Raw genomic sequence first — 24,318 nt, forward strand, 5'->3', positions numbered from 1 at the left:
CCTTTTCATGAACATCCTCCTTCCGGATGCGCAGGGCTGCCTGCGCATCCACGCCCTCAAGCATTCGAGCGTCGAGTTCGCCCGACAGCCTTCTCGCTTCAATCGTGTCGTCTATGCGGCGGCACATGTGGTGGTGAACCCATTGGCCTCGCGCGATCCCTGGGATTCGCGACCCGTTGTCGACTGGGACGCCACGCTCGCCTTCCGCGACCACCTCTGGTCGCTCGGCCTGGGGGTGGCAGAGGCCATGGACACCGCGCAACGCGGCATGGGCGTGCCGTGGGATACGGCCAAGGAGCTGATCGAACGCAGCGTGCGGCACGCCAGGTTCACCGACGGGGCGCGCATCGTGTGCGGCGCCGGCACCGACCAGTTGCCTGCCGGGCCGGCAAGCCTCGAAGCGATCGAGCGTGCCTACCGGGAACAGTTCGACGTCGTCCAGGGAGCAGGCAGCCGCGTGATCATGATGGCCAGCCGCGCCTTGGCTGCCAGTGCACAGACGGCCGCGGATTACTTGCGTGTCTATGGCCGCCTGCTGCAGGACGCAGACGAGCCCGTGATCCTGCATTGGCTGGGGGAGATGTTCGACTCCACCCTCACCGGCTACTGGGGCAGCCGGGACTTGGGCGAGGCACTGGACACGGTGTGCGAACTGATCGAGCGACACCGTTCCAAGGTGGATGGCATCAAGGTGTCGCTGCTTGATCCGGCATGGGAAATTGCACTTCGCGAACGCCTGCCTGACGGGGTCCGAATGTACACCGGCGACGACTTCAACTACGCCGAGTTGATCCAAGGGGACGACCGAGGGCATTCACACGCACTCCTGGGCATCTTCGACCCCATCGCACCGGTCGCTGCACAGGCCTTGAGGTCGCTGGCACAGGGCAGGGTGAAGGAATACAGGGAGGCGATGGACCCGACGGTGGACCTGTCGCGCGAATTGTTCCGCTCGCCCACCCGGCATTACAAGGCAGGGGTCGTCTTTCTTGCCTGGCTGAACGGGCATCAGAACCACTTCAGCATGGCAGGAGGGCTGCAGTCCGCCCGCGACGTGCTGCACTACGCGCGGGTGTTCGAGCTGGCCGACCGTTGCGGTGCGCTTATCGATCCGGAGCTCGCCGTTCGCCGCATGAAGGCCTTTCTCCAGGTCAACGCGGGCATCGAGCAGGTCTCGACGTGAACCGGGTCAGCTCCCGGGCACCGGATTCGGTGCAACTGCTGTCGAGGTTCTATGACGCCGCGCTTCAGGCGGCCGACCCGCGTGTGGTGCTGCCCCGCCACCTGCCGCCGCCGCCGTCCGGGCGCTTGCGGGTCGTGGGCGTCGGAAAGGCGGCTGCAGCCATGGCCGCGGCGGTGGAGGCGCACTATGGCGTCCCTCTGGAAGGCTCGGTCGTGGTGCCGCATGGTGCACAACTGACACTCCAGCACATCGAGGTGCTGTCCGCGCCGCACCCCATTCCGGACACGTCGAGCGTGGCGGCAGCGCAGAGGTTGCTCTCGCGCGTTGCCGGATTGAATGAGGACGACCTGGTTCTCGCGCTGATTTCAGGCGGAGGGTCTGCACTGTGTGCGTTGCCGCAGTCCGGCGTGTCGCTGCATGAAAAGCAGGCCCTGACCAGAGCCTTGCTGCTGGGCGGCGCGTCCATCCATGAATTGAACATCGTGCGCAAGCACCTGTCCCAGTTCAAGGGAGGCCGCCTGTTGCAGGCCGCACTGCCGGCGCGGGTCCATTCCTTCGTCATCTCGGACATCCCGGGAGACGATCTGGGCATGGTGGCGTCGGGCCCGACCTTCGTGGACGCGAGCACCTGTGCAGAGGCACTCGCCGTGCTGGAGAAATACGGCATCGACATGCCGGAATCGGTGGGGCGGGGGTTGACCACCGGTGCGTTCGAAACGCCGAAGGTGCCACTCAGCGAAATGAACCGGAACCCAAGCGTGATGGTGACCTGCGCCATGGACGGCCTGCAGGCCGCCGCTGCCGCCGTGAGGCAGCAAGGCTTCACGGCTCACATCATCTCGGACGCGCTCGAAGGCGAGGCGATCCACCTGGCCAAGGCTCACGCGGACATCGCGCTCAAGGTGCAACGCGGGCTGACATTCTCGTCTGCCCCCTGCGTCCTGCTTTCCGGCGGCGAGGCGACGGTGAAGGTGAGGGGCAAGGGCAAAGGCGGACGGAACACGGAGTTCATCCTGGCGTTGGCGCATGAATTGCGCGGCGCCCGCGGCATCTTCGCGTTGTCCGCCGGCACGGACGGCCTGGACGGCACCGCCGACGCCGCCGGTGCATGGGCCACGCCCGCGACGCTTGAAGCCGGCGCTTGCCTGGGGTATGAAGCCCCCGACTTCCTGGCGCGCAACGACAGCTTCACCTACCTCCATGCCTTGGATGCGTGCGTGGTGACAGGGCCGACGCACACCAACATTAACGACTTCCGCGCCGTGCTCGTGTTGCCGGCGTGATCCAGGTCACGTCGCGTTCCGCGGGTTGACCCTCGTTGCAGCATCGTTGTCGCGGATCATAATTGGAACGTTCCAATATGGTTTGGAACGAGCGCTCCGAGGGGGGCGCAATCCACGACATCAACGAAAGAGACACATGCACCTTCGCCTTCTAGCTTTCGCCTACATCGTCGTCACGTTTCTGACCTCACCCGCCATGGCGCAATCCACCACCGACAAGCAACGCCTGGCGACAGTCGTGGCAGAAGAGTCCCAACTGGTGTTCGATTCATTCGACCACGCCACCGCGCTGAAGCTCGGCATGGCCATGGTCAAGGAAGCGCAGGACACCAAGGCACCGCAGACCGTCTTCGACATCCGCCGCAACGGCCAGATCCTGTTCCGGGTTTCGCTGGAAGGATCTTCGCCCGACAACGAGCGCTGGGTGAACGCGAAGATCGCCACGACGACGCGCTTCCTGGCCAGCACGGAACGCAAGAAGCTCGAGTACCGGGCCTTCATGGGCGCGGACTGGCTCAAGTCCTATCCCAATGGCGGCGGTGACGCCGTGCGCTTCTGGAACCTGACGCCCGATGAAGCCGCCGGACTGGTAGGCGGCGGTTTTCCCATCGTCGTCAAGGGCTCGGGGTTCGTGGGCACCATCGTGGCCTCCGGCGGACCCGATGGCAGCGACCATGACTTCATTGTGCAGGTCCTGCGCAAGTTCCTGCGCAAGTGACTGACCCCGCAAGCCGATGTTCATGCGCACCTGGCACTTGCTCCTTCGGCAACTTGGTGCCTTCGAGGAGCTCATGCTGATCGCACATCGGCAGCCTCCTGCGACACCATCGCGAAGTTGTGCACATCCAGGGTGGGACGCCTCTAGCAAGGAGCATTGCCATGTCCAAGGTGCATCTCTCTCATTGGTGGGTGTCCTCGTCGGAACTCCAGTCGTTGGAGATCGTGCAGCGAAGCCTGGAGGCCAAGGGCCTCAGCCTGGTGGACAGGCCTGAACTGGCCGATTTGCAGGCCGTCCTGATGTCCGCTCACCCGTTGTGGGAGCGTGTGCGCGGAGACGGTCCACGCCCCATCGACCTGTCGCATCACCTGTCGCTCTTCGATCTGGAGTCGCGGATATTTCCGCCATTCCGGGTCGCGGATGGGCCGTCCCACTTGTGTCTCTATGGCATTCCTCTGGGCGCCTTTCGCAACAACAGCATGTGGGTGGACCGGGGCATCGCCGACCGCATTGGTGGCAGGCCACGCGACCTCGGCGAGTGGATGGACTGGTTGAGGCAAGCATCCCGGCTCACCAATTGCCCCTTGGGCGTGAGCCGTGAATCCTGGGCACAAAGCCTGTTGTTCGAGTCCATCGTGCTATCACTGCAGGGGCCTGAATTCCATCGCAGGGTCTTCGGCATGCAGTCGGCCAGGGCCGTTTCATCCAGGCAGATGTTGGAATGCATCGAGGCGCTGGCCCGGTTCAGGCCCTTCGTGTCACCGGAGCGCGCTTCGCAGGCATGGCACGAACTCGCGGCGCAGCAGCGCGCGGGAGAGGTCGCCTCGCTCGTGATGGGCGATTGGCTTCACAGTGAGTTCACCGAACCCAGCACCTTCGGCAGCACTGGGTATCGTTCGAGCTACAAGTGGACTGTTCCTGGAACGGAAGGCATTTACCTCTACAGCGTTGACTACGTCGTGCTCGTGGAAGATGCCAACACGGCCATCAACGGCGAGGCTCTGACGGCGCTGGCCACCGCCTTGCTCCATCCGGAGACCCAGGCGCGATTTGGTTTGATCAAGGGCGCGTTGCCCGCCGTCAAGGATGCCATCGAGCCGAACATCGATCCGGAAGGATGGAAGCTGTTTCACCTCGCATCCTTGTGCCCTGAAATCCTGCTTCCCTCCATGAGCCTACTGCAAGGCAGCGGCATGCGTCTGCGCGACGCGATTGCTCGTGCAGTGCACACCATCCTGTTCGGAGATGCCACGGTCGAGGCCACACATGCCACCATCGTCGAAACAATTGCGCGGGATGCGGGCCGATTGAGCTGTTTGCGGCTCGCGGCTTAGCGCTTGTACCAGGGTATTGTGAAGCTACAACATTAAACATTGCCGCTACCGGGCTACGGACTCGATGACAGCTGCTTGTTGGACTTTTCCGGAGGTGATTTCCAGCCCCCAAAAGTACAACAATTCCTGCGACGCACGGAAGGTTGCAACATTTCCTGGGGTGACGCCGGAATCCCCTGCCGCTGCTACGCATGCTTCCGATCAATACGTCTTCAACGGCTCGCCCTTGGCTCCCAGAATGGTGTCCACCAAATTGGTTCGGTGGCACCATGTGAGCGGCCAAGCCGGTCGTCGGAGACACGATGCGACCCCCGAAGCGCCAAGTTTTCGCTCATGTTCGGCGTCTGGTACATCCGCAGCAGCGGGCGTGTGCCGCCCAGCTGCGCGAGATGCTGCGTTGTGGCGCCGATGGCACACTCCTAGTAGGGGAAAGGTGCGCTCATGCGAGCTACATAGACGCCATCGCGGCGGGCGAGAAAGAGACGCGCAATTGCCGGCGACCTACCCGAAGGCCGAATGAGACGCGCCCTGGGTACGAGCCGACATTGCCTGTCGCGAACCTTTGAGCGGCAGGGCCATAGCGCACGTGCCGGCCGCCTACCAAGGAGAGAACCATGGCCCGCGGAGACCTTACTCGAGAGCAGCAGGAACTGGCTGACTTCCTCTCTCAGTTGTCGGAACGAAGCTATCGCGCCGGCTGGATGCAAGGCATTGAAAGCGAAGTCTGGGTAGCAATGCATGCGCCGGACTTAGGCCGTGTCCCCCTCATGAAGCTGACTCCCGAGGAGGTTCATCGGCTTCATGCCATGAGCGCCAAGTGCGGTGGCTGGATCATTTTCGATGAAGTCCATGAAGAGTCATTCATTCCCATCGAAGAGTGGAGGAGCCGCCAGACTGGCTGACCTTGCATGAGCGCGGCGCGCTTTCAAAATGACTTTGCCGGAGGCATGCGCTGCCACCGCAGCATCGTGCTCCCTCTGATCCGAGGGTGCCTGCCGTGCGCAAGTACGCGGAGGCCGCATTCCGCAGGCAAGGGTAGTGGGCCGTTGATCTCAACCGCGAAGCCATTTTTCCTCCAGGCCGAAGCGGGCAGTCACCCAGGGCGACTGCTTCTCCAAGGTGGGAGCGGCCACGCACCAGGGTACTCGCGCCTCTCTGCCGCGACGAGCCGCTCTACACCGAGACTCGACAGGGTGTACATGCCGTACTTCGACGCGCCGCCGCCCATCGGATGCAACGCAAAAGTGCAAAGCGGGAACGCGTTCGTGTTTAGCCGAACAAAGCGCTTCAACAGGTTTTGCGCCTCTTGCAAATACAGACGCTCCGCCAACGTCGACTCTGCGCTCAGACGACGTTCGCCAAGAGGCTGCATTCGCATCTGTCGCCACTTCTCGTCGATCTCCTGACACGCTTCTACGAATCTCGCCGCCGCCCCACAAAGCACGAAGAAGTAGGACAGCGCGAACTGTGCAAGCACGCCAAGATCGATAGGGAAGGTCGCACTCTTCGAGACCAAGATGTAGCGGAAGTCATCAGAGAAGAAGGCGTCCGATTGACCGGCTCGGACCCGAGTACCGAGTACCGAAACTCGGTGGTGATGCCTTGAGCCTTTGACCGCGCCGAGTCGATATTCGAATGAGCTGCGCCAAGCAGCAAAGGCCTGAACGGTTCCCGGAACGTCAAATTCGAAAATCGGATCACGGGCAACGAACTTGAGCCGAGACAGTAGAGGGATGAACCGTTTGTGTGGCCTGAGGTAGGTCTTGGACAAGTATCTTCGGATCGATTTGATGATGGGCTTGAACACTGCCTCCACGCGATTTGCGTCTCCGACTTGCTTGGAATCGCCTGTGATTTCGGTAAGTCGAACTGACGGCGGCGCTGACGCCCACATGCGCGCATCGCGTTCGAAAGGGATCAGTTCCGTCGCACATTGAAATGCAATGGCGTTCATGGATGCACTGGCCAAGCGGAGGGTGTCACTCGGGACCTTCGACCTGAAGTCACTTGGCACTTCCATCTTGGCGAGTCTTTGGAGCCAACGGGCAATCGGACCCAGACGCGCCAGACATTGCGCGTGCAGTTCGGCGGTCTGTCCCCAATCCTTGATGTTTGAGGTCCAGCGCTCGCCGCAGCGGACACACTCGAACGGCCGCTGACATATGCTGCTAGCGAGTCCATAGATCGGCATCGGCGCGCCGCACTTGCATTCGTCCAGCAGCGGGATGTTGTGCATGGGGCACAGAACCAGGGCGTTGATTTGAAACACGGTTGACTGATATCCACTGGCGAGGCATTCGGGGCAGTAGCGAACGCGCATGTCAGTGGCCAAGACTGCGGCCCATTCCCCGGCAAGCTCGCTAAGCACCGAGTGGCCAAACAGCTCCCGGAATTTCAGGTCGTCTGTTTCATAGCTGGCGAATTCGGGAAACTGCCTCCATCGTCCCCTCACAAAGCTTCGGGTCGGCGTGGCATCTGGAAAGTCCCCTCGCTGCCTCACTGCAAAGATTCGGCTCATTCGACCATGAGCGATGCAGTTCGCCCATGCGAGCTTCGACACAAGTGTGAAGGAGCCTTCGAATGGACCTTGCCACGACTGGCTCCACGTGTACTTTCCCGTCGTCATTCTTCCGCCCCTTTCTTTCGCGGCGGGGCGGGCGGCACGGCCACATCGCCAACTCGATACGTTTCACCCAATGAATCAATGAATCCGGATTCGGAGACTGCGACGGCCCAGTCTTCGAAGTCTGGTTCCGTCGTCTCGTAGTCCATGGCTTGCGTGAGCATGTATTCGACAGCAGCGGTAAAGTACTCCGCGCCGACTTGCAGCCCCTCAATCCCATCGGGACTGAATTCGCGTGCAGCCGTCTGAAACGCGCACCAACAGTGCTTTGCCTCGTGAGAAAGTCTCCAGCCGTTGACGAAAGCACATGGGCAGAAGAACCGCGAAAAGGACCAGCCAGATCCGCGCGGATAGTCTGCAATTTCAGGGTTGTCGAACTGCCCCAATACCGCCTCTGCCTCGGCCTGCGAACTTATTCCGTCGAACGAGGTAAGCCCCGCAAGGAACCGCCCGACGAGGTCGGTCCTCTTGGTCAGCCGCAGCGCGGACTTCAGGTGAACCATCTGTTCGGTTCCAAAGGAAACGACGGTGCAGCGCAGGTCAGCCTTCACGAGCTTGTTCAGGATGTCCGCCAGCGTTGTCAGTTCATCGATCGTCAATCGCGGCAACTCATCTACGAGAAGTATCAATTGATTTGCCTTGGCGTCATATGCGCGTGCCAAAAAACGATTGACGACCCTTATTACTGGATCTCCGGCCTCAGATCGCTTGAACGGTGGCCCTCCGTCAGTCTCGTAAAGCCAATTCGAGAACGCATCAGGTGCCTTGCTATTTGCCTTTTGTCCAATAACGGGGAGTACAAGTGCGTCGGGAACTTGATCGCGGAGATCTGCCTCTAGATATCGGATGGCACTAGACTTGCCGAAGCGAGGCAGGCCAGCGAATGCGCAGCAAGCCAGTCTCCTTCCAATTCGACTCACTGCACGTTCTGAGACTCGCTCCACCGACGGTGTCGGCATCAAGTACTTCCTCAACGTGACCGGGTGTGCCGCTGCCATGATGATCTGCTGCTCCTGGGTGGCCGGTGGAGGATCGTTTTGTTCGTCCTGACGATCGCTAGCATCCATAGCAACAATCCTTGGGGGTAAGCTGGTGGGAGAGCAGGACCGCGTCGCTGCGAAGGCTTGCATTGCGCAGGCAAGGCCGCGAAGCGCCCATCAATAAACCGCACGCCGTGTTGAACGGATCCTCATCCACGGCGGCCTCGTCGTCGGCGCGGTAGTCGGCGCGGTAGTCGGCGAGGGTGGGCGCACTGGCGGCGGAATGACAGAGCGAGGCGGTACAGGGGTACGTGTTGCGCGCGATGGTTTCGTGCCGGCGGCAGGCACTTCGGGAATGGGCAGTCCGGTGGTATGGGCCACCTTTGCGGCTGCAGTCGCCTCCTTTGAGACCTTGTGCTTTGGCTGCTTGTCCCTGCTTTCCACCGCCTTTGTCGCGAGGTACCGAAGGTAGGCCTGTACCCAATCCTCCCCCAGGTGCCGCGCGATCCTCTTTAGCCTGATCAGCTTGTTGATCGCCTTACGAATTTCTCGGCTATGAGGGGTCCGATCCCACCCCTCCGTGGCTTTCAATACGCCAAGATTGCTGCCGTCCGGCAGGAACGCCTCGACCGAACGGAAGTCTGCTTCATCAATGTGCAAACTCAGGCCGGAGCCAATCAGATTGAAGCAGCGTGCAAGGACATCGTTGGTGTAATGCACTTCGTCGATCTCGACGTAGCATGAACGACCTTCGTCGAGCTTTCCGCGAACCGATCGAGTTTCGACGACGATGTCCAAGTCGGACATGCCCGGTGGCAACGGTGGAAGCGGCCTGGGTACGAAATTGCTCCGCGGGTCTTGGACAAGCTCACGAAGCACCTGAAGCGGCGCACGTCCTCCAAGGCTCGGCAGTGGCGTGGCATTCCAGGTTGCGAGCGCCACGTCCACCAGGTACACAAGTTCGCTGGAGTCACACTGCAGAGCGACAGCCTGCTTTTCGGGGCTGCGGCGGCGAACGTCTTTGTGGTCCTTGCCCGTTGTGTTCGGTAGACGCTGGAATCCTCTTTTTTCGAGTACGGCAAAAATGGCTTCAACGAATTTCCTCCGTGGCCAGTCTTTCACGCGTCCGAAATTGACCGCGCATCCGACCCGCTTGCGCATGCGTTCGACCATCGCGTAGGAGGTATTGATGCTTGCGTTGTCGATGTAGTGCAGCGACCACCCAACGCCGGCGAGTTCAGGAATCAGACCCGACGGGAAGCCGGCGCCTTCGGGATAGGGTACTGGGGGCTTCTCCATCACGAGGGGCGACCATGTGTCCAGCGCATGCTTGGCTGCCGCAAGGGCATCGTTCGCTGACGCTTCTCGACCCATCGACAACTCGTAGCCAAGCGCGGCGTGGGATCCGACATCCACAATCGGCTGAAGAATGAACCGCTGGATGGGTATCACCACATATCCGCTCGGGTGCGGGACTCGAATGCTTCCGATGAAGTCGAGCCTGTGGCCGTCCTGCTGGACCGCCTTGTACGGCTCCAAGTTGTTCAGGATCGAACTCACTCCTGAATCGAGTCGAAGGCGATTCGCTGCCCCGGTCCCGCCCATCAGAGCGGCGGTCTGCTCGGGGTTGTCTGCTCTTAGCGCTTCGACGTAGCTGCGCAGGCCGCCAAGGCCCTTATTGTCTGGACGCAGTGGCCAATCGAACATGGTGATCTCTGGATGTTTTGCGCAAGCGCGTAGCAGCGCAGCGTGGATGTCTGACACGTTCATCTGCGACTCGGCGACCTCATCCTTTGCCGGCCTTCTCAGTGCAAGGCGATCGACCAGGTCTTGCAGGTCAGGAAATCTGTCGAAGAACGCACCCACGACACCCGAATAGCCAATTCTCCCGTTCTTCGCGCAGGGTGCAACCGGTGCTGTGCGCGTGTATGGCGCCAGGTGCTTGTGAGATATCAAGGCGCGCCAGCCAAAAATCCGCCCATCCTCATGCCTCTGTACCGCTCGATTGAGCAGCCTGAGAACCTCGGACCGACTGACACCGTGCTCCGCGCTGATGGCGATGACGCCACCGCCCTCAAGGTAGGCAAGAATCGCTGCGCGACATCGGTTGAACCGGTCTTCGTTGGGGCGTGGGCCGTCTCCACCATCCAGGGAACTGGAGTCGACAGTGGGCCACTTCGAAAGGTCGCGGTATTCCGGGGGAAGGTTCTTGCGAGTAAACCAGACCGGTTCACCCCCAGCCCCGTTGGCGATCCGAGAGATCATCAAAGCCAGCGAATCCGAGCGGCTCTGAGCCGCCGCGAGATGTCGCGCGGTGACCTGCTCGGGCAAGGCGGACGCGTCGTCCACCGTTGCCCCGATGGATGGCGCGACCGAAGTGTCGGCACCGGAGTCCGTTTCGAGCACAGCGCCTGGTTTCCAAATCCTTGTGGCTTTGCCCCAAAGCTTGGAATCCAAGTCCGACGCCACCGTGCCGTTTGAAATTGCCCGAAACAGGGCAGCAAGAAAGAGCGCGACCTTGTCCTTCTCCACGCAGGGCAGAAGCTCCCCAACTGTCCAACTTGACCGCTGTCGAAGCAGCAGGCTCAGGGAAAGATCCGAGTTCACCAGAGAGTGCAGACGCGCCGCACTGATAGCCGCCAGGCCAAACTTCCAGTTCTCGGTGAGCACGGCGCACTTGGTCAACTGTTCGTTGGTCACCCGAACGTACTTCGCACCGATCGCGGCACACAGCCGCTCGTGATCCTCGTGCTTGAGTTGTCCGACCATCGAGTCGTCGCTGGCGGCTGAGACGGAGCGTTCCAGTAGACACAGCTCGCGCTGACCGCCGCGCCTCGTGACATCCGCATCGAACCTTTCCACAAGATTGGTCGCGCTGATGGGTCCCTTCTCGGATTTGATGCCGATGCGGTAGGACTTCACCTCCGGGCTGCCTTCCATCGAGAGGACATGCAGCAGCGCGGCGTCGCTGTTGACGACAAGGTCGCTCTGCGCCTTGTTGCCGAACAGGTACCAGATATTTCCGGGCCCTGCGCCTCGCGCGCGAGCCGCGTCTGCAAGGGGGCCATTTGGTTTGAATCCCTTTCCGCGGGAACGCGGCGACTGCTTCTTTGACACTTCGGGCCTCCTGATTTCAGTGGCGCCGCGGCGAAGAAGTGGCCCTGTCAAAAACTGCAGGCCGAAGAAGTCCCGCCCTTGCAAATACTCAAGGCTTCGCCTAGAGTCCAAGGACCTTGTTGACTGGTTCTCAACGGGCACTGAAGGTTTTTTTACAGAGCGGCTCAACCATTGCAGTGGTTGGGCCGCGCCGCTTATTGCCGCACGCATTTCCTTGGCGCCATGACATGGCGCCCACCCTCGTTGTTAGCCGTAACCTGTGCAAAGTTCAACTGGGTGCAAAAGGCCCGCCGGACTTCGGCCGACGCTTCGAGGGAAATGGCGTCTTGCGCCAATAATATTGATTCGATAACGGCGCCACCTCAGCGGGCGCTAAAACTACCCAAGTTCTAAAACGTCGACGCAGGGGAGCGCGATGTGTGAATTCCTCAACATGAACGTTGACGTGGAACTTAGAAGTGACTCGGTCCCGCCAGTAGTTCTCAGCGGCTGCACGATGTGATGCGCCTGTCTGAACAGAGTCTCTAAGTCGAGACGGCGCCCAACCCGGTCATGTTCTCGCCGCAGGTGAAGAGTTGAACGCGCTGCATTTCACAGAAATGCGAATGCGGCGAGCGATCAAATCGAAAGGATATCAATAATGCCTATTCGTATAGAAAGCAGTCCTCTACGAGTTGTTTCAAAAAACTTTGTGCCAACAAAAGAAGTTGATCATCCTTGGCGATGGATCACGAGATGTCCCAAACGATGCAAGCGTCGTGACGATGCCGCTGCGGTGTAGGTTTGCTCCACCTTCCACTTGCTTCCTGTCCACTCGGGCAGGACGACTGCCGCTGACACTGGCGCAGCTACTCGGGTGACGTGTCAGGTCGTGAGCTGCGGACAAGTGGCCTTATCCATCGGAGTCTGCCCGACCGGATCGAAAGGAACGCACATGATGATGAATCAATGGGAAGGACGAGGTTCTGGTTTCCCGCTTCGCGACGGGCGAATCTGCTCGGACTATCGAGTAGTGGCAACAAGCGCAAAGAACGCCGTTGCATTGCTCAACCAAATTGCGCAGTGGCGCATATTTGTTGACATCGCCGATCTTGGCTTGGGTGTACCTGTGGCTGAGGATGCAGAAGTAGGCGTCTGTCTGCAGTGGGCGGAGGGAGAGGAATTCGAACGACAGGATGTTCGATCCCCGTCGGCAAAGCTTTCGCCCACGCAGAGAGTCTTGCAGTCATGGGAGCGTCTTCGAGACAAAGGCGGCCACCGGTCGACAATCAGACTATCAAGCGAGGCATGGCAGGCCCTGCAATTCCTGGACGGAAAGATTGCGGGCTGCCGCACCCACGTGTTGGAGAAGCTCGTTCTTCAGCGAGCCGAAGAGCTGGGGTGGAAGGTACCCAAGCAATTGACGGATTGAGGAGCAAGGAAGTTGCGCCCGGTGAATGCCAGACGCCGAGACTGACGAGGAGACAGGCGCGAGTTTTTTTCCGTGTTCTCGGCGCGCCGCACGACATACCCACGACCTTCCCATCCGGCGCTCAGCCTGGGGAACTGCGAATGTCCGTTTGGTCTTGGTTGAGCGTGCGGGAAGATGAAGGCAGTCTTGGCTGCCGACGGGCCTGCGCCACGAAGCCTCCAAAGAAAAAAAGTTCGCACCGCCTTCAATCTCGCGGGGCTCATCCTCATGACCGGATCGGTAGGCGCGTACGACGGTAGCTGCGAGCGCAGTCTGGGCACATTGCCTGAAGCGGCCGTGTCATGATCCATCAGCAGCACTACCAGCACCAGGCTTGGAGGCGTCTCCTTCGTTGATCGCCGCTCAAAGGTCCTGCATTGACGGCGCCTTCGGGGCCCCTGATCCGTTGTCATCACCCCGCGCCGCGGGTGCCCGAAATGCGGCCACTTCCACGCGGTTGACGATGCGTTCGACGGCGTCAAAGTCTCGCTCATCCGCCCACCGCACCCCATCGTCGGCCTGGAACATGAACACTTTTCGCCATCCGTCGTGGCTGTCTTCGCCTACGTCGATTGCGCAGAGGCGATTGATCACCAACGCATCATCGTCGTCGGCGGTTCCACGGTGGATTTGATAGACCGACTTGACGCGATCCGGCCCCAGTTCGGCCAGGACATCGAGCAGTTGTTCCGCGGACACCACGACCACAGAGCGCGCGGCCAACTGGCTTTTCGGGTCGGCAGCTGTGTTGACGACGAATACCCAGGCCTGGCCCAGCGGAAGTTCCGCGCAAGTCCAGTAGTGTTCGCCTCGACGGCTGAACGAAACTGGGGTGCGGCATTGCCAGTGCGGCAGGGTCACGATCTGAAACATTGCACTCTCTTTCACGCTTGACGCTGGACAACCTACTTCAGACAGGCCAACTGCACTGGCGCTTGTTGTTGAAGGTGCTGCCACATTTCATCAGCCGACGCAGGCCGGCCCATCGGAAGTAACTTTCGTGCTGGCAGCATGAACGTGTCGGCCTGAATCTGAACTTGAGCCAGCGGGCCTCGCACGTCGGTCACCAGCGCACAGATTGCGTACGCGTGCTTGCGCCGGTTCTCAGGCTGCTTGTATCGGGCGAGCAGGGGCGCGGGAACATCCTGCGCCATGACTTGAACGCTTGAACCGACCGCGAGTTTCGTGCGCAGCGCATCGGACCTTCGCCGATGTTGCTCGAACCTCGCGCGATGGGCAGCCAACTGGTCCGGCCCGATGCCCTCGACGAGGAAGTGCCACTCGGCCGCAGGGACGACCGAAGCCGGATAGCGATTTCCGTCATCCCACTGGACGCGAATGAGCTGCGGAGCGAGCTTGTCGGCCTGCTGGCACTCGAACTCGCCAACGAGCCCTTCATCGAATGCTCGGAAGTAGACCTCAGTCATGAATTTGTCGGTGGGAAGGGAGAGCATAAACCCGTGCCTTGGCCCGAGGGGACGCTGTTCAAGTTTTGAATGCCCGCAAGCCTGCTGCATCGCAATCTTGAGCAGGCGCATCGTTTCCAAAATGGGCTCAGCGGTCCTGATGACATTCAGGTCAAAGGTGAGGCGAAATTCATCCCAAGGCAGGTACTCGACGAAGTTGTAGTCGCCGCCACCCGATTCCACGGCCAGCCGATAGGGCGATGTCGGACCGACTGTGATGCCTTCTATCGTCCCCACCTGCTTTCTGAATTCTGCGAAGAAGGCGGGGGGGCGGTCCAGATTAGTTGCCTGCTGTGCTTTTGCCGACGATGAAATCGCAGTTCCACAGAGAAACAGAACCACCAGCGTCAGGATTTGCCTGCTGCGCGCCCACTCGGTTTTCAACATGGCCCGGTGCCGTGGGGTGGCAAAGCGGGAACCGCACAGTGGCACCGTCTCGTCGCTGGGCGACGCGAGCCGAGGCCCACGGGTCGTGATCGTGATCGCCATGATTTCGATGAAGTTGAACTGCCGCGCCCAGGTCGAGCGCGGCTTCGTCACATATCGATACGAGGCCGCGGTCCGTCGCGAGCCGCTTTGAAGTTGATTCTGTCCACGGCATATATGCCGTGGACAGAAAGATAACATGCCGGCGCGCCAAGAGCCTCGTGGCGCGCGCCGAGGCCGCGCTGCAAGCAGCAAGCGGCGCGCTGGGACGGACGGGTTCCCTGCACGAATCTGGGGGAGAGGCTCTTCGACTCGGGTTGCCTCACCAATTCAGGTGAAGCTGGTCGCGTCGCGGTCGGAAGCCGAGATGTCCGCGGCCGGCACAAGCGCGCCTGGCTGGTCTGACGGGGTCAGCGTCGGCGCTTCATGGCCTTCTCGACCCGGTGCACAAGCTCCCCGGGTGGCACTTTGAGGCTGTGCGCGATTCGCATCAGGAGGGCGAGCGAGGGCTGGCGTTCACCACGCTCCAGCTTGCCGTAGTACGAACGATCCACATCGGCAAGTACGGCGAATGCGTCCTGGGCGATGTCCTGCTCCTCGCGCTCCTTGCGCACGACCTTGCCGAACGCCACGGCGATTGCCGGGTCGAACGAGGTCGACCGCGCTTTGGGAGCGACGCGTTTGGACGGGACGGAACGGGCAGGTGGCACGGCGCGAAGAGTGCCAATTCAGATACCTGCCTGACCACGGCATATATGCCGTATTTTTCGTTTCTCTTGGTGTGTTTCGGTATGACCAAAACGGATGAGGTCGATGGAGGTCCGGCATTCGTCGCCGCCTTGAGATGGAGAGCTAGCGGCCGACGGATCTGCAGCCTGAGGCCCGCGCGACATCGCGCCGCACGTCGCGACGTGTGACTACAGAGGGTCCCGCTCCTGGACGGGAAGCTTCTCGACTCCGGCCATGAAATCCTCGGATGCAGGAACCTGTCCCACAGCAGCCCACGCGGCTGGCGACGCGCGCAACCAAGATCCCACTGTCTCCTTCAGGCAGGTGTGGCAGATGTCCAGCTCCACATGGTTTCCGTCGCCAAGGTCTGAGCCCCAGCTCGTATCGAACTCGATCTGCAGGAAGTTGTTGAAGCCGTCGTCGATGTTGTGCTGCGCTTCGGCGCCGCAACGGTCGCAACGAAGCTGAAAAACAAACGGCTGCGGCCGGACATCTTTGATCCTCATGGCGGCTCCCAATGCCGCCACGTGGCGGCTTGCTGAAGGCGGTTGATGATACTGAGCCCCCCCACTGAGCCCAGCCGTCAAGGTGTGTTCGGCGCACGCATACGACGTGTGCGGTCGCCTCGGCGTCCTGCCGCGACCGAGAAAACAAAAAGGGCGAAGCTCTTGGCCTCGCCCCCTCTTTCGAAACGTCGACTACCCGGGCGCCTCCTTGCGCCAGCAGCGTTCGACGCTCAGCGCTTACCGGTCATACCGGTGGTCGCACCCTGGACACCTGGCGGTTGCTTCGTGCGTCCAGTAGACATGGGTGACATTCTTCGAGCCATCGCCGTTGTGGCGCTCGTAGACTGAGCTGCGGCCGTTGGCGGATTGGCGAACCAACTGCCCCCAGCTTTCGGGTTCATCGCCCACGTCCCGATTGGCCGCGGCGGGTCCGACGCTCATCGCTACGACCTCGGCGGCGATCTGATTGATGGTGCTGGTGCTGTCCAGATGCGAATAGATGAGGCTCAACTCGTCGAAGTCGTGCCGGTTCGGCTTGGTGCTCAAGGTGCTGCCGGCGTTCGCGCCGGTGTTCGAGAAATAGTCCATGCAGCTGTTCTGAGAGCTGCCATCGGTGGACTGATGGTCGAGACCGAAGGTGTGGGCCACCTCCTGGCACATCACGTGTTCTCTCTCGTTGGGATTGTTGTACGTGGCCGAGTTGAAGTACGTGTCGTTCATCTTGGCCGAGCCCTGCGTGATGTGCACGCCGCCGGTGATGTTGATCGACGCCAGGCCAAGCCAGCCGTTGTTGCCGTACCTGCCATTGCAGACCTGCGTGGTGCCGGCGACCATGGAGCAGCGCTTGTTCGAGGTGCCGCCCACCACTGCCGTGAGCACGGGGCTGTTGCCGGAGTTCCAGTCGCTGGAGCTTTGCGCGAGGTGAGCTTTCCAGTCGGCGGTGGTCAGGTTGTCGCCGAGCTTCAAGGTGAACTCAGGCGTGGTTCGCGCCCAGTGGTAGCCAGCCCAGGAGTGGGTGGCCTGGCTCGGCGTGGCCACGGCCACAAGCATCAAGCCAACCGAAACTGCCGCCGCAAGGCGTTGGAATGTCTTCTTTGACATGGGAGTCCCTTGGTAGACGATGGATGATCGTCGAGCGACTCAGCGTCAAGGATGAGACACCGGGTCGTTCGCCAGTGCACAGAGCCAGCCGGATGGACTGGCATCTGCTCAATCGATTTGAGCAGTTCGCGATTTCTGACCGGATAGGGACTTCCACCCTCACGCGATAGGGGAGCATGGTGACCGCAGTGGCGGAACAACCCCTGTGGCCCGAGAGCCTGTCTCCGTTCGAACGGGTCAGGCAATTGGCCCAAGCGTCAGTCCCACGGTCGTGACACCACCTTGCGAATGAGCGAAAGTCTCGCCTCCATGCATGCGTGCGACTGCCCGGACAATCGCAAGCCCCAGCCCATGGCGCTCTGACGACTTGGGACGGGAGGACTCTCCCCGCCAGAAGCGGTCGAACATTCGGATGCGCTCGTCCTCAGGGATCGGTGGTCCGGGATTGATGACCGATACGCGCGCCATGCCAAGCTGAGCTTCGAGCCGGATCATGATGGCATCGCCCGCCGGCGTGTAGCGTGCTGCATTGGCCACCAGGTTGATCAACGCTCGCCGCACGAGCGAGGGATCGGCTCGCACTCGAACGTCGCCTTCGACGTGCAGACGGTGGCGCCCCGCCTCCATCATGGCTTCTACGAAGTCCGCCACGCCCAGCGCTTGGTCGCGCAAGGACACCTCGGCGAGCTTGTCAGCCCGATCGCCACGGTCGGCGTGAGCCAAGAACAGCATGTCGTTGACCATCGAGGCCAAGCCACGCAGGTCTTCGAGATGCGCTCCGAGCAAGTCCCGAAGTTCTTCCGCCGGCCGCTCGCGAGACAAGGAGACTTCCGTCCCATTGATCAGGATCGCAAGGGGAGTGCGCAGTTCATGCGCCACGTCGGCACTGAAGCCTTCGAGCTGCCGGTACGCGTCCTCCACGCAATCGAGCACGCGATTGAAGCTCTTGACCAGCGGGACGAGCTCGAAACTCGCGTGATGGGCGGCCAGTCGTTTGGACAGCGCATCGGGGGCAATGCTCGACGCCTCGTCCGATAGCCGGCGCAGCGGACGCAGGCCTCGGCGGGTCACGCCGATCGAGAGCACCACAGTGATCGCCACACAAAGCGCGCAAACCAGGACGGTGGCTTGGTCATATGTGCGCATGAGCGCTTCTCGCGGACGCGGGTCCAGTCCGATCAGGACATGCGCGTCAGGCAGCACAGCTCCGGTGCGCAGCGCATAGCGGACACCGGTCAGGACGACGCCGTCTTCGCGCGTGATGAAAAGTCGCCCTGGATCGGCCGGCCGAATCGGCGGGACGTGGGAGCCACCGTACAGCACCTGGCCATCCGCGCTGACGATCCACACGCGCAGACCGGCGTTACCGATCAAGGTGTCGTCCAGGTGGTGACGCAATTCCCCAAGGTCCGCCGCACTCTGCACCTCGTCGATGAAATGCTGGACCACGTCGACCTTGCCTTCGAGCCCCTGGCGTTCGAGGTGTAGCAATTCCCGTTGAAGCGCGATATGCAGCAAGGCGCCCACCGTGCTGAAGCCGGCCACGGCCACCAACGTCAACATCAACGTGAGCCGGGCAGCGATCGATGCCCGTGGCAGTGCGCCACTCACGCCGAGGGCGCTTCCAGCACGTAACCCATGCCGCGCACCGTGCGCAGCATCTTCTTGTCGAACGGATCGTCCATCTTCGCGCGCAGGCGCCGAATGGCGACCTCTACGGCATTCGTGTCGCCGTCGAAGTTGATGTCCCACACCTGTTCGGCCAACACCGTGCGGGAAAGCACCTCGCCCTGGCGGCGCATCAAGAGCGCGAGGAGGGTGAACTCCTTGGCTGTCAGGTCAATCCGGCGCCCCTCGCGCGATGCTTTGCGCCGCGCAAGATCGAGCACCAGTTCGCCCAGCCGAAAAGTGGTCGCGTCGTCACCGCTCACGCGCACGCCACGTCGTGTCAGGGCCTGCAGGCGCGCAAGCAGTTCGCTGAACGCAAACGGCTTGACGAGATAGTCGTCGGCGCCTTGCTGCAATCCCTTGACGCGGTCCTCGACGCGGTCGCGGGCGGTCAGCATGAGCACTGCCGTGTCCTTGCTCTCGCGGATGGCCTTGAGCACGCCGAAGCCATCGATGCCAGGGAGCATCACGTCGAGCACGACCAAGGCGTAGTCGCCGTTGACGGCCAGGTGCTTGCCGTCGATGCCATCGTGCGCGATGTCCACGACATAGCCGTTCTCCGACAGGCCTTTGCGCAGGTACTCGGCCAGTCTTTGTTCGTCTTCGATGACGAGGACTCGCATGGGATGGGGCTCCTTGGTGGTTTCGAAGCTGACAGATTTGTAATCTGAACAACAGGCTTGCGTCGGCATCGGGTGCCTACAGTGTCAACCGTGATGTCGGTTTCGTCTCACCACCGCGAAGTGCCACAACGCTTACGGCGACTGTCGGAACATTGTGATCAAGGAGTACCGTCATGTCGAATCGCATTCCCTTGCTGAGCATCATCTGTGCAGCGACGGGGCTTGCCTCGCCGCTCGTGTTTGCGGATCAAGACGGCTTTCGGACCCTGCGCAACGATGCCGGAGCGGAATTTGTCGGCCAGAGCAGCACGCTAACGCGCGAACAGGTCAAGGCCGAACTGGAGGCCGCGCGGCGCGATGGCAGCTTGCGCCTGATCCAGCGCAGTGCCAGCCTGCCCGACAACGCCCCCCGCGCAGGATTCGTCTCCAGCCGGGACGAGACGCGGCAAGCCATGCGCCTGCGCGAACAGCCCGCGACTACCGGCTGGCGATACGTCGGCGGAGAAGCCGGTTGGGTCTACGAGGGGCGCTGAACGTGCAGCCACCGCTCAGTTCAAGCGACCGCCCATCCATGCCCCACCTGCTGCTCGCGTTGATCCTCGGTGCGCTGGCGGCGCTGTCCTTTATCGCGCACGCATCGAACGCCACCGTACCGGGGACGACGGCGGTGTCGGCCATCGGCACAACCGTCTACTGCTATGGCGAGATCAAGAAGGTCGACGCGGGGCAGGGCAAGGTGACCTTGAAGCATGGTCCCATCGAGAACCTCGGAATGCCTGCGATGACAATGGTCTATCGGGTGACGGACCCGGCCAAGCTCGCAAACCTCAAGGCAGGCGACATGGTCAAGTTCAAGGCCGACCGGCTCGACGGTTTGTTCGTGTTGACCGCGCTTGAACGCCGCTGATCGAGTTGAATCAGATGAACTGTTTCCCTTTGTTATTCCCGGCCTTTGGCCATCTCCAACAGATGCATTAGACTTTTCAGATGCTGCGCGTATTGCGGATCACATTGATGTGGCTCTTGGCCTTGGCGGTTCCTGCCCAGGGCTTTGCTGCCGCGTCCATGTTCGGCTGCGGTACTGGGCATCAAGACGCCTCGGGCATGCATTCGCATGCGATGGGAATGCACGAGCACTCGCATTCGGCTCAAACCCCGGCGCATTCGCACGATGCTGATCAGGCAGACGCCGACTCTGACCACCACCACGGGATGACGGCTGACCTGGGGCACGGTCACCTGAAGGCACAGGGCGCTTCGGGCAAGGTCACCAAAGGCTCGTGCAGTGCATGTGCCTCGTGCTGCATGGCCGCCGCGCTTCCGACGGCCATCGTCTCCTTTGAAGCCACGCCAGTGGCCGACTTCTTCACGACCTTCGATCGGCGCAGCGTCGTGGTCTTCGTCACCGAGGGCCCCGAGCGGCCCCCCCGGTCCATCCTCGCCTGACGCTCGTCAGTGACGCTTTGGCGCGCGCCGATCTCGGCGCCGCTTCCTCGCCCAGTCGAACCGCCCCAAGCATCGCTTGATCGGCCCTGTGCCGGTCCGCCCTGGGGCCTCTCCCGAGGATTCTCATGCATTCCCAGTTTCGCTCCGTCGTTTGGACGGTGCTGCTCGCGTCCGCCGTGGGTACCGCGGCGGCGCAGGCCTCCGGCGCGATGCCCGCTGCGTCCAAGGCGTCCGCGACGCCCGGCAAGGCGGCGAGCGCGAATACCGCGGCCAGTGTCAAGGCCGCATCCGCCAACGCCTCCGCATCTGTCAGTGACCCGATGCGCTACCAATCGGCTTTCGATGGCTATCGGCCGTTCAACGAGCAACCCGTCGTGTCGTGGCGCGAAGCGAACGACGTGGTGGGGCGCATCGGCGGCTGGCAAGCGTATGCGCGTGAGGGCGCAGGCGGGCCAACCGCTGGCAGCGAAGCCACTGCACCGGCACAGCAGGGCATGCCTGCCATGCCGGGGATGAAGGACATGCCTGGCATGAAAGACATGCCCGCCGGTCATGGTGGGATGGCCATGCCGGCCTCGGGCGCAGGGTCTGCGCCCCCGATGTCGCCCGCTGCAAGCAGCCCGGGCCGCTCTCCCACACCCGCGAAAGTCACGCCTCTTGCGCCAAAGGCCGCCAGCACCGCCACGCCCCCGAAGCAACCCTCAGCGGCGCCCGCCGCCTCGGGCGCTCACTCCGGTCACCAGATGCAATGAACAAGAACATGCGCTCCAAGCTCATCGAACGCTTGCCCCGCCAACGACTGCTCGCGGCTGCCGTCGCCGCATTGGTGTTGGCCGGTTGTGCGAGCACGACCATCAACGAGAATTTCACCAGCGTGCAACAGCTGAGCCAGGAGCGCCTTGGCGGTGAGGTGAAGTGGCTCACCACCGAAGACGCTCGACTCCAGGCACAAACCGATGTCGACGCGCTGCTGGCTAAGCCGCTCAGCGGCGACGACGCCGTTCGCATCGCGCTGGCCTACAGCCCCGCCTTGCAGGCAATGCTCTACGAGAGCGCCGCCAACTCAGCCGCGGCGACCCAGTCCGCCCGGCTGCCCAATCCGGTGTTCGCGTTCGAACGCCTCGTGCGGGACAACGCTGGGGCACGCGAACTCGAACTCACGCGCACCCTGAGCTTCTCGGTGCTTGATCTGCTGCTCCTGCCAGCTCGCTTGCGACTCGCGGACTACCAGCAACAAGCCAGTCGTCTCACGCTCGCGTCGAACGTGGTTCAAGCCGCCACCGACGCCCGCCAGGCGTGGGTCAGTGCCGTCGCGGCCCAGCAGTCGGTGCTGTACTTCCAACAGGTCAAGGCCACGGCCGACGCGGGCGCCGAACTGGCTCGACGGATGCAAGCGGTGGGCAACTACAGCAAGCTGCAACGAGCGAGGGAACAGGCGTTTTCGGCCGACGCTGTCGCACAGCTGGCCCGGGCTCAGCAAGCCGCGCGCTCGACCCGCGAGGCACTGATCCGAATCCTCGGCTTGAACGAACAGCAGTCCTCGGCGTTGAAGCTTCCCGATCGCCTGCCCGACCTGCCGGCGGCGCCGAAGGACGAAGCAAGCATCGCCAAAACCGCCATGGCGCAGCGCCTGGACGTGCGCATGGCGCAGGCGAACTTGGAGTTCGTCGCGCGCGAACAGGGGCTCACGCGCGTCACCAGCATCGTCAATGGTCTTGAGGTGGGCGTGACGCGCAAGAACGAAACGGGCCTCTCCCGGCAGAAGGGCTACGACTTGTCGGTGCCGCTGCCGATCTTCGATTTCGGCGACGCCACGCGAGCCCGCGCGCAAGCCACCTACATGGCGGCGTTCCACCGCGCAGCGCAGGTGGCCGTCGATGCCAACTCGCAGGTGCGCGAGAACTATGGCGCCTACCGCACCGCCTACGACATCGCCCGCCACTACCGCGACGAGATCGTGCCGCTGCGCAAGACGATCGCCGAAGAAAACATCCTTCGCTACAACGGGATGCTGATCGGCGTGTTCGAGCTGCTCGCCGACTCGCGCGAACAGATTGCAAGCGTGGTCCAGGCCATCGACGCGCAGCGCGACTTCTGGCTCGCGGACGCGGGGCTGCAAGCCACCCTGATCGGCCGGCCCATGTCCTCGATGTCCATGTCGCAAGACGGCGACTCCAGTTCCGCGAGCGGCGCCAAGGCCGCCGGCCACTGACCTTTTGACGGAATTCTCATGACAACGAATCGACGCAACTTCCTGCTCGGCGGCGCCGGGGCGAGCGTGGCTCTGGCCGCCACCAGTGTGAGCAAGGTAGCGATGGCTGCATTGCCCGAGCCCGTGCTGCAGACCACGCCCAACACCATGCCCCCGCTCGTACCCAACACCGGGCGCCAATACAACCCGGTGGTCACGCTCAATGGCTGGACCTTGCCCTGGCGCATGAACAACGGCGTCAAGGAGTTCCACCTCGTGGCCGAACCGGTCGTGCGCGAAATGGCGCCGGGCTTCAAGGCGCATTTGTGGGGCTACAACGGCCAGTCGCCGGGGCCGACCATCGAAGTGGTGGAGGGCGACCGCGTGCGCATCTTCGTCACCAACAAGCTGCCCGAGCGCACCTCCATCCACTGGCACGGCCAGCGTCTGCCCAACGGCATGGATGGCGTGGTGGGGCTCACCCAGACGCCGATCGAGCCGGGCAAGACCTACGTCTACGAGTTCGTCGCGCGCCGGCCGGGCACCTTCATGTACCACCCGCACGCCGACGAGATGACGCAGATGGCCATGGGCATGATGGGCTTCTGGGTCACGCACCCGAAGGCCAAGCACCCGCTCATCGACGAGGTCGATCGCGACTTCGTGTTCCTTCTCAATGCCTACGACATCGAGCCGGGTGCCTACACACCCAAGATCATGACGATGCTCGACTTCAACCTGTGGTCGTGGAACAGCCGCATCTTCCCGGGCATCGATTCGCTCAACGTGCGACAGGGCGACAAGGTGCGCATCCGCATGGGCAACCTGACGATGACCAACCACCCGATGCACCTGCACGGGCACGAGTTCCTCGTCACCGGCACCGATGGCGGCCCGACCCCGAAGTCCAGCCGCTGGCACGAGGTCACCACCGATGTGGCGGTCGGCCAGATGCGCCAGCTCGAATTCATCGCGGACGAGGAGGGCGACTGGGCGTTCCACTGCCACAAGAGCCACCACACGATGAACGCGATGGGCCACGAGGTGCCCACGATGATCGGTGTGGAGCATCGCGGGGTCGTGCGCGAGATCAACAAGCTCATCCCCGACTACATGGTGATGGCCGAGCGCGGCATGGCCGACATGTCCGAGATGGAGATGCCCATTCCCGACAACACCGCGCGAATGATGGGCGGCGAGGGCCCCTTCGGCTCGGTCGAGATGGGCGGCATGTTCAGCGTGGTCAAGGTGCGGCGCAACCAGCCGCGCGGCGACTACAAGGACCCGGGTTGGTACAAGCACCCGACAGGCACCAACGCGTTTGAGTGGACCGGCGCCATGCCCGAACCGTCGCGGTTCGCGAGCGAAGGCGGGCAGTCCATGCCGGTGTCGCGGCGCAACAGGCCCAAGGACATCGAAGTACAGATCCGCAAGCCAGGCGCCGGGTCTGCGCAGCACAACCATTGAGGGCGAT

The 24,318-nt window shown here is 62.2% G+C and carries 22 protein-coding genes; 12 read left to right on the forward strand and 10 right to left on the reverse strand.

From position 1 onward, the window contains the following. Positions 1-7: 7 nt before the first annotated feature. The 5 genes from DZC73_RS25425 to DZC73_RS25445 all read left to right on the forward strand — a co-directional run bounded on the left by DZC73_RS25425 (position 8) and on the right by DZC73_RS25445 (position 5,420). On the forward strand, positions 8-1,183 hold the full coding sequence (locus DZC73_RS25425; protein ID WP_124543187.1) for a dihydrodipicolinate synthase family protein: 1,176 nt from the start codon (positions 8-10) through the stop codon (positions 1,181-1,183). Next, entirely contained in the window at positions 1,180-2,466 is a 1,287-nt protein-coding gene (locus DZC73_RS25430; protein ID WP_235835279.1) for a glycerate kinase type-2 family protein, read from the forward strand. The genes DZC73_RS25425 and DZC73_RS25430 overlap by 4 nt, the downstream gene beginning before the upstream one ends. A 136-nt stretch (positions 2,467-2,602) precedes the next feature. After that, the gene (locus tag DZC73_RS25435; protein ID WP_124543189.1) at positions 2,603-3,184 is read left to right on the forward strand and encodes a heme-binding protein; all 582 of its coding nucleotides are present in this window, start codon (positions 2,603-2,605) and stop codon (positions 3,182-3,184) included. Positions 3,185-3,345: 161 nt separating this feature from the next. Further along, positions 3,346-4,518, forward strand: coding sequence for a hypothetical protein (locus tag DZC73_RS25440; RefSeq protein WP_124543190.1), 1,173 nt, complete (start codon positions 3,346-3,348; stop codon positions 4,516-4,518). A 614-nt stretch (positions 4,519-5,132) separates the two neighbouring features. Further along, a complete protein-coding gene (locus tag DZC73_RS25445) occupies positions 5,133-5,420 on the forward strand; it encodes a hypothetical protein (protein ID WP_124543191.1) in 288 nt (95 codons plus the stop codon). Between the two features lie 191 nt (positions 5,421-5,611). On the opposite strand, the gene DZC73_RS25450 is transcribed toward DZC73_RS25445, so the two are convergent. From DZC73_RS25450 to DZC73_RS25460, 3 genes are all read right to left on the reverse strand, one after another. After that, complete coding sequence (locus tag DZC73_RS25450) at positions 5,612-7,144, reverse strand: hypothetical protein (RefSeq protein ID WP_124543192.1); 1,533 nt, start codon at positions 7,142-7,144, stop codon at positions 5,612-5,614. Continuing rightward, complete coding sequence (locus DZC73_RS25455) at positions 7,141-8,208, reverse strand: hypothetical protein (protein ID WP_124543193.1); 1,068 nt, start codon at positions 8,206-8,208, stop codon at positions 7,141-7,143. Before DZC73_RS25455 ends, DZC73_RS25450 begins: the two co-directional genes overlap by 4 nt. Before the next feature lie 90 nt (positions 8,209-8,298). Continuing rightward, a complete protein-coding gene (locus tag DZC73_RS25460) occupies positions 8,299-11,238 on the reverse strand; it encodes a hypothetical protein (RefSeq protein ID WP_124543194.1) in 2,940 nt (979 codons plus the stop codon). A 934-nt stretch (positions 11,239-12,172) separates the two neighbouring features. Here DZC73_RS25460 and DZC73_RS25465 point away from each other — a divergent pair. Beyond that, a complete protein-coding gene (locus tag DZC73_RS25465; RefSeq protein WP_124543195.1) occupies positions 12,173-12,649 on the forward strand; it encodes a hypothetical protein in 477 nt (158 codons plus the stop codon). Positions 12,650-13,051: 402 nt separating this feature from the next. On the opposite strand, the gene DZC73_RS25470 is transcribed toward DZC73_RS25465, so the two are convergent. The 7 genes from DZC73_RS25470 to DZC73_RS25500 form a co-directional block, all read right to left on the reverse strand. Further along, positions 13,052-13,561, reverse strand: coding sequence for a hypothetical protein (locus DZC73_RS25470; protein WP_124543196.1), 510 nt, complete (start codon positions 13,559-13,561; stop codon positions 13,052-13,054). A 32-nt stretch (positions 13,562-13,593) separates the two neighbouring features. Beyond that, on the reverse strand, positions 13,594-14,694 hold the full coding sequence (locus DZC73_RS25475) for a hypothetical protein (protein WP_124543197.1): 1,101 nt from the start codon (positions 14,692-14,694) through the stop codon (positions 13,594-13,596). 296 nt (positions 14,695-14,990) lie between these two features. Then, on the reverse strand, positions 14,991-15,212 hold the full coding sequence (locus DZC73_RS25480; protein WP_235835280.1) for a helix-turn-helix domain-containing protein: 222 nt from the start codon (positions 15,210-15,212) through the stop codon (positions 14,991-14,993). Positions 15,213-15,497: 285 nt separating this feature from the next. Then, complete coding sequence (locus DZC73_RS25485; RefSeq protein ID WP_124543199.1) at positions 15,498-15,815, reverse strand: hypothetical protein; 318 nt, start codon at positions 15,813-15,815, stop codon at positions 15,498-15,500. 237 nt (positions 15,816-16,052) lie between these two features. Further along, entirely contained in the window at positions 16,053-16,865 is an 813-nt protein-coding gene (locus DZC73_RS25490; protein WP_198414977.1) for a hypothetical protein, read from the reverse strand. A 288-nt stretch (positions 16,866-17,153) separates the two neighbouring features. Beyond that, entirely contained in the window at positions 17,154-18,527 is a 1,374-nt protein-coding gene (locus DZC73_RS25495) for a heavy metal sensor histidine kinase (protein ID WP_124543201.1), read from the reverse strand. Beyond that, a complete protein-coding gene (locus tag DZC73_RS25500; protein ID WP_124543389.1) occupies positions 18,524-19,207 on the reverse strand; it encodes a heavy metal response regulator transcription factor in 684 nt (227 codons plus the stop codon). The genes DZC73_RS25495 and DZC73_RS25500 overlap by 4 nt, the downstream gene beginning before the upstream one ends. A gap of 173 nt (positions 19,208-19,380) precedes the next feature. Between DZC73_RS25500 and DZC73_RS25505 the strand changes: the two genes are divergently transcribed. From DZC73_RS25505 to DZC73_RS25530, 6 genes are all read left to right on the forward strand, one after another. Then, a complete protein-coding gene (locus DZC73_RS25505) occupies positions 19,381-19,740 on the forward strand; it encodes a DUF4148 domain-containing protein (RefSeq protein WP_124543202.1) in 360 nt (119 codons plus the stop codon). 38 nt (positions 19,741-19,778) lie between these two features. After that, the gene (locus tag DZC73_RS25510; RefSeq protein ID WP_124543203.1) at positions 19,779-20,114 is read left to right on the forward strand and encodes a copper-binding protein; all 336 of its coding nucleotides are present in this window, start codon (positions 19,779-19,781) and stop codon (positions 20,112-20,114) included. 305 nt (positions 20,115-20,419) lie between these two features. Beyond that, positions 20,420-20,653: a hypothetical protein gene (locus DZC73_RS25515; RefSeq protein WP_124543204.1), complete on the forward strand. Its 234-nt coding sequence runs from the start codon at positions 20,420-20,422 to the stop codon at positions 20,651-20,653. Between the two features lie 125 nt (positions 20,654-20,778). Further along, positions 20,779-21,405 carry a hypothetical protein gene (locus DZC73_RS25520; RefSeq protein ID WP_124543205.1) on the forward strand — a complete coding sequence of 209 codons (627 nt, stop codon included), beginning with the start codon at positions 20,779-20,781 and terminating at the stop codon, positions 21,403-21,405. Then, positions 21,402-22,865, forward strand: a complete 1,464-nt coding sequence (locus DZC73_RS25525) for a TolC family protein (RefSeq protein ID WP_235835281.1) — start codon at positions 21,402-21,404, stop codon at positions 22,863-22,865. Before DZC73_RS25520 ends, DZC73_RS25525 begins: the two co-directional genes overlap by 4 nt. Positions 22,866-22,883: 18 nt before the next feature. Next, positions 22,884-24,311 carry a multicopper oxidase family protein gene (locus tag DZC73_RS25530; protein WP_124543206.1) on the forward strand — a complete coding sequence of 476 codons (1,428 nt, stop codon included), beginning with the start codon at positions 22,884-22,886 and terminating at the stop codon, positions 24,309-24,311. Positions 24,312-24,318: the final 7 nt, after the last annotated feature.

Source organism: Rhizobacter terrae (assembly GCF_003852895.1).
GTDB lineage: Bacteria > Pseudomonadota > Gammaproteobacteria > Burkholderiales > Burkholderiaceae_C > Albitalea > Albitalea terrae.

What these genes read in the sequence shown, in the direction of transcription:
- DZC73_RS25505 (WP_124543202.1), top strand. Translation starts at nt 19,381, where the DNA reads ATGTCGAATCGCATTCCCTTGCTGAGCATCATCTGTGCAGCGACGGGG.
- DZC73_RS25425 (WP_124543187.1), top strand. Translation starts at nt 8, where the DNA reads ATGAACATCCTCCTTCCGGATGCGCAGGGCTGCCTGCGCATCCACGCC.
- DZC73_RS25445 (WP_124543191.1), top strand. Translation starts at nt 5,133, where the DNA reads ATGGCCCGCGGAGACCTTACTCGAGAGCAGCAGGAACTGGCTGACTTC.
- DZC73_RS25510 (WP_124543203.1), top strand. Translation starts at nt 19,779, where the DNA reads ATGCCCCACCTGCTGCTCGCGTTGATCCTCGGTGCGCTGGCGGCGCTG.
- DZC73_RS25450 (WP_124543192.1), bottom strand. Translation starts at nt 7,144, where the DNA reads ATGACGACGGGAAAGTACACGTGGAGCCAGTCGTGGCAAGGTCCATTC.
- DZC73_RS25520 (WP_124543205.1), top strand. Translation starts at nt 20,779, where the DNA reads ATGCATTCCCAGTTTCGCTCCGTCGTTTGGACGGTGCTGCTCGCGTCC.
- DZC73_RS25530 (WP_124543206.1), top strand. Translation starts at nt 22,884, where the DNA reads ATGACAACGAATCGACGCAACTTCCTGCTCGGCGGCGCCGGGGCGAGC.
- DZC73_RS25465 (WP_124543195.1), top strand. Translation starts at nt 12,173, where the DNA reads ATGATGATGAATCAATGGGAAGGACGAGGTTCTGGTTTCCCGCTTCGC.
- DZC73_RS25490 (WP_198414977.1), bottom strand. Translation starts at nt 16,865, where the DNA reads ATGCTTGTGGCCGTGGCCACGCCGAGCCAGGCCACCCACTCCTGGGCT.
- DZC73_RS25435 (WP_124543189.1), top strand. Translation starts at nt 2,603, where the DNA reads ATGCACCTTCGCCTTCTAGCTTTCGCCTACATCGTCGTCACGTTTCTG.
- DZC73_RS25440 (WP_124543190.1), top strand. Translation starts at nt 3,346, where the DNA reads ATGTCCAAGGTGCATCTCTCTCATTGGTGGGTGTCCTCGTCGGAACTC.
- DZC73_RS25515 (WP_124543204.1), top strand. Translation starts at nt 20,420, where the DNA reads ATGACGGCTGACCTGGGGCACGGTCACCTGAAGGCACAGGGCGCTTCG.
- DZC73_RS25485 (WP_124543199.1), bottom strand. Translation starts at nt 15,815, where the DNA reads ATGAGGATCAAAGATGTCCGGCCGCAGCCGTTTGTTTTTCAGCTTCGT.
- DZC73_RS25525 (WP_235835281.1), top strand. Translation starts at nt 21,402, where the DNA reads ATGAACAAGAACATGCGCTCCAAGCTCATCGAACGCTTGCCCCGCCAA.
- DZC73_RS25470 (WP_124543196.1), bottom strand. Translation starts at nt 13,561, where the DNA reads ATGTTTCAGATCGTGACCCTGCCGCACTGGCAATGCCGCACCCCAGTT.
- DZC73_RS25455 (WP_124543193.1), bottom strand. Translation starts at nt 8,208, where the DNA reads ATGGATGCTAGCGATCGTCAGGACGAACAAAACGATCCTCCACCGGCC.
- DZC73_RS25500 (WP_124543389.1), bottom strand. Translation starts at nt 19,207, where the DNA reads ATGCGAGTCCTCGTCATCGAAGACGAACAAAGACTGGCCGAGTACCTG.